The sequence below is a fragment of the Micromonospora sp. NPDC005710 genome (genome assembly GCF_040630995.1).
Taxonomy (GTDB): domain Bacteria; phylum Actinomycetota; class Actinomycetes; order Mycobacteriales; family Micromonosporaceae; genus Micromonospora.
The window spans coordinates 1-4,745 of record NZ_JBEXYP010000059.1; the positions used below are offsets into that span (position 1 = coordinate 1).

Annotated in this window: 5 protein-coding genes; 2 read left to right on the forward strand and 3 right to left on the reverse strand. The window is 71.4% G+C overall.

The genetic code is table 11. From position 1 onward, the window contains the following. Positions 1-137: 137 nt before the first annotated feature. A complete protein-coding gene (locus ABZ406_RS30795; protein WP_357769073.1) occupies positions 138-959 on the reverse strand; it encodes a PIG-L family deacetylase in 822 nt (273 codons plus the stop codon). Between the two features lie 159 nt (positions 960-1,118). Between ABZ406_RS30795 and ABZ406_RS30800 the strand changes: the two genes are divergently transcribed. Then, entirely contained in the window at positions 1,119-2,024 is a 906-nt protein-coding gene (locus ABZ406_RS30800) for an alpha/beta hydrolase (RefSeq protein ID WP_357769075.1), read from the forward strand. 4 nt (positions 2,025-2,028) lie between these two features. On the opposite strand, the gene prfH is transcribed toward ABZ406_RS30800, so the two are convergent. Next, positions 2,029-2,643, reverse strand: coding sequence for a peptide chain release factor H (gene prfH / locus ABZ406_RS30805; RefSeq protein ID WP_357769077.1), 615 nt, complete (start codon positions 2,641-2,643; stop codon positions 2,029-2,031). Beyond that, entirely contained in the window at positions 2,640-3,827 is a 1,188-nt protein-coding gene (locus ABZ406_RS30810; RefSeq protein ID WP_357769079.1) for an RNA ligase RtcB family protein, read from the reverse strand. The genes prfH and ABZ406_RS30810 overlap by 4 nt, the downstream gene beginning before the upstream one ends. A 159-nt stretch (positions 3,828-3,986) precedes the next feature. Between ABZ406_RS30810 and ABZ406_RS30815 the strand changes: the two genes are divergently transcribed. Further along, positions 3,987-4,544, forward strand: coding sequence for an adenylate kinase (locus tag ABZ406_RS30815; protein ID WP_357769081.1), 558 nt, complete (start codon positions 3,987-3,989; stop codon positions 4,542-4,544). Positions 4,545-4,745: the final 201 nt, after the last annotated feature.

Below are 4,745 nucleotides of genomic sequence, written 5' to 3' on the forward strand. Positions count from 1 at the left end.
GGCGGACCGCCGAGCTGCCAAAAGATGGTTCGCTCGTCGGGCCGTGACCACCACCCCCACCGGGTGGACGGTCCGAACATGAATCCAGCCAGTCGGCCACGTGGCCGACGACGCCTGGTGGCGCTACGGACTGGTGCTCAGCGCAGGCCGGCGAAGAGGTCGTCCTCGGGGGTCGGCGCGCCGGTCCGGTCCCGGACCCGCAGGAAGGTCTCCACGCCCATCAGCTCGGTGAACCGCTCCTGGCCCAGTTGCAGGAAGAAGATGTTCTCGGTCTGACTGGCGTGGGTGGCCAGCGCGCCGAACTTCTGCGCGCCGTACCTGCTGGTGTCGACCCAGGTGGTGATCTCGTCGTCGGGCAGGCCGAGCTGCGGTGCCGTCCCGTCCGGCTCGGCCCACTCGACGCCGAGCTCCTTCATGATCCGGCCGAACTCGGTGAACGCCGTACGCGGCACAGTGGTCCAGTAGACCTTCGCCGGGACGTCCGTCTGCTCGACGGCGGCCATGGTGATCCGGTGAGCCTGGATGTGGTCCGGGTGGCCGTAGAAACCGTTCTCGTCGTACGTGACGATCACGTCCGGCTGGTACTGCCGGATCAGCTCCGCGAGCCGGGCCGCAGCGTCCGCCACCGGCGTGATCCAGAACGCGCCGGGCTGGTCGTTCGTCGACCAGCCCATCATCCCGGAGTCGGCGTAGCCGAGAGTCTCCAGGTGGGTGACGTCGAGCATGGCGCAGCTGGCCTCCAGCTCGGCCTGGCGCATCGCCACGACGGCGGCCGGGTCGTGCCCCTCCTCGCCCGGCTTGACCCCACCCGGGCCGTCCCCACATCGCCCGTCGGTGCAGGTCACCAGCACTGTGGTGACCCCCTCGGCGGCATAGCGGGCCAGGACGCCGCCGGTGCTCGTCGCCTCGTCGTCGGGGTGGGCGTGCACCGCCATCAGGGTCAGAGGTCGCTCAGCCATGCCATCACCCTACGGTCATGGCCTGCCGGAGCTGGCCCCCTACCCGGTTCGGTACCTGTTGAATGGTCCTCGTGTGAACGGTGCCCAGGGCTCCCGGCGGGTCGTTAGATTCAGCCGTGATCAGCACATCCGAGCAGGTCCGGGCACGGGGAGAAGTCGATGGCAACTGCCGCTGGCGGGTTCACTGACCTGCGACGGATCGAGGCCGGAGTCCTGAACGTCGGATACGTGGACGCCGGGCCGCCCGACGGGGACGCGGTGATCCTCCTGCACGGCTGGCCCTACGACATCCACAGCTTCGCCGACGTCGTACCGCTGCTGACCGCCGCCGGTCACCGGGTCGTCGTCCCGTACCTGCGCGGCTACGGCACCACCCAGTTCCTCTCCGACGACACCATCCGAAACGGCGAACCGGCGGCCATGGGGCTCGACCTCATCGCCCTGATGGACGCACTGAAGATCGACACCGCGAAGCTCGCCGGGTTCGACTGGGGTGCGCGGACCGCCGACGTCGTCGCCGCGCTGTGGCCCGAACGCTGCCGAGGGCTGGTCTCGGTGAGCGGCTACCTGATCGACGGGCAGAAGTCCGGCACTGTGCCGTTGCCGCCGAAGGCGGAGCTGGCGTGGTGGTACCAGTACTACTTCGCCACCGAGCGCGGTAGGGAGGGGTACGACAAGAACCGGCGCGACTTCGCCAAGCTGATCTGGCACACCGCGTCGCCCCAGTGGACGTTCGACGACGCGACGTTCGACCGCAGCGCGGCGGCGTTCGACAACCCCGACCACGTCGACATTGTCATCCACAACTACCGCTGGCGGCTGGCCCTCGCCGACGGCGAGCCGCAGTACGACGAGCTGGAGAAGCGTCTGGCCGCGAAGCCGAAGATCACGGTGCCCAGCATCTCCCTGGAGGGCGACGCCAACGGTGCGCCGCACCTGGAGCCCACCGTCTACGCCAAGCAGTTCGCCGGCCCGTACGAGCACCGGACCGTCGGGGGCGGTGTCGGGCACAACCTGCCGCAGGAGGCACCGCAGGCCTTCGCGGACGCCGTGCTGGAGGTCTGAGCCGCTACGGCGTGGGCCGTTCCACCCGCACCGGATCACCCCGAACCAGCCCGTCGTGGATGCGCCACCGGGCGGTGGTGACGGCACGTCGCGCCTCCTCGTCGCCCCGCTCGATGCGTTGGCGCAGCAGGTCCAGGGCGACCCGGCGGTTGAGACCGAACTGCCGCTCCTCGTCCACCACCACCACCAGGCCCGAGGGACGGTGGGTGGCGCGTACCGCCGTGCTGGCCTTGTTCCGGTGCTGACCACCCGGCCCGCCGGTACGGCAGCCGACGACGTCGACGTCGGCCTCGCGGAACGGCGTGGGCCGGGCGTCGCGTTCGGGTGGCTGGGCGGTGACGTACCAGTTCTTCCGTCCGACCCCTGACCGGTACGGGCTGGGGGCCTGCCAGCACAGCGTCCCGGTCCACGTGGCGGCGAACGCCTCGGCGTCGGTGCCGGAGATCCGGATCAGCACCGACAGGTAGGTGCTGGCGCGGTCACCGGGCACCGCCTCGACCTGCTGGATCGTCAGACCTCGGCGGGTGCCCTCGGCACGCAGACGACGCAGCAACTGACCGACCGCCCAGGCGCACTCCTGCGGCCCGCGTCCGGCGGACAGCAGCAGCAACGCGTTCACGACCGGCCTCGCCGGCCGCGGTGGCCCCGCCGGTCCGCTCGTGCGGCGGACCCGACGTCGGGTGTCTTGTAGGTGACCAGAGGCGTCGTGCTCACCACAGGCGTGGCCAGTTGGTGCGCGACGAGGTCGGCGATCACCTGCTCGATGCGCTTGTACGCGGTGGGCGCCTCCTCGAAGAGGAGCTGCCGGTCACCGCAGACCACCAGCGACCCCACCGGGGTACGGCGGAGTTCCTCGACCGTGTGCTTGGCCCGGCCCCGCCGCAGGGCGTCGGCGCGCGACATCTTGCGTCCGGCGCCGTGGGCCACCGAGTGGTTGGCGTCCGGCCCGGCGTGCGCGGCCACCAGGTAGGACGCCGTGCCCCGCGTACCGGCGACCAGCACGTCCCGCCCGTCACCGGGCGCCGCGCCCTTGCGGTGCAGGTAGACACCGTCCCGGACCTCGACCAGGTTGTGGCACTGGTCGACGATCGGCGTGGTGGGCTCGGCTCCCAACGCGTGCGCCACCCGGGCGGCCAGCACCCGGCGGTTGAGCGAGCCCCACCGCACCGCCTCGTCGTGCCTGTGCAGGTAGGCGGCCGGGTCGGGGGCCGCGCCCGCGCCGTGGACCTCGGTGTGCGCCCGCAGGATCCGCTCGCCCAGGCCACGGGAACCGCTGTGCACGATGAGCACCAGATCGCCCACGTCGAGCCCGAGCCGGCCCGCGTGTCGTCCGTCGAGGACGGTGTCGACCCGGGCCAGCTCCACGAAGTGGTTGCCCCGGCCCACCGTCCCGAGACCATCGAGGTGACCGGCCGGAACGTCATGGTCGACGACGGCCCAGGCGGGGTCGTCGGCGTCGCGTACCGGGTCGAGCGCCTGGTCGAGGTCGGGGAACCGGGCGGCGAGCCGTTCCGGTACAGCCCGCTTGAGCGTGATCGGGAACACGGCGATGCCGCAGCCGATGTCGGAGCCGACGAGGAACGGGTACAGCACTGTCGACGCCATGGCCGCACCGATGGGCGCACCCTTGCCGGGATGCAGATCCGGCATCGCGGCGACGTGCCGCATGCCGTCCAGGGCGGCGACCTGCTGGCACTGCGCGAGCGCGTCGGACTCGATCCAGCTCGCGGGAGAGGCGAACACAGTGACGGTGGCCGGGGCGGACGGGGGCAGTGTCTCCCGAGGGAGGTGGTGCTGGGACAAGGAAACTCATCTCTGGCGGTGGACGCGGGAACGGACGGCGTCACGGCCCCCGGGAGGCATCACCGGTGGCGCGGAGCAGGGGGTGGTGTCCGTCAGTACGTCATGGACGTCACTCTGGCCGAGGCGGGCCAGGCACGACAACTGATTTACGCTGCCGCGATGAGCGCACCGCGTCGCATCCTGGTCTACGGGGTGTACGGCTCCGGCAAGTCCACCCTGGCCGCGCGGTTGGCCGAACACCTCGGCCTGCAGTGGTATCCGGTGGACGACCTGCTCTGGCAGCCGGGCTGGGTCGAGGTGCCCGTCGCTCAGCAGCGCAGCCGGATCGAGGAGATCTGTCGACGGGACCGCTGGATCATCGACGGGGCGTACCACGGCTGGCGGGACGTCCCGCTGGCCCGCGCCGACCTGGTCGTCGGCCTGGACTATCCACGGTGGCGCTCGTTCGGACGGTTGCTCCGCCGCACCGTGCGCCGGGTGGCCACCGGCGAGGTGATCTGCAACGGCAACCGCGAGTCGCTGGGCAGTGTGCTGTCCGCGGACTCGATCCTGGTGTGGCACGTCACCGCGTTCGGCCGGGCCCGACGGAGGATGCGGGCCTGGCGGGCCGACCCGTCCGGCCCCCCGGTGGTGTTGGTGCGCTCCCCAGCGGAGCTGGATGTCTGGCTGGGCGGGCTGCCCCGCCGGCGAGGCCGCGCAGGACCCGCCGGTGGGTGAACATCCATCAAGGATGACCCGGGTGGCGCGGCGGCAGCGCGAGGACGAAGCCATGCGCAATCTGGGCCACCGACTGACCGCCATGCTGTACGCGCCGTCGGCCCGCTCCCACCCGACGAGTATCTGAGGTCGTCGCCCGGCCTGATCGACATGCTCCGCGACCACGCCTCGGCGATGACCGACGCGGGCCGTGATCCCGCC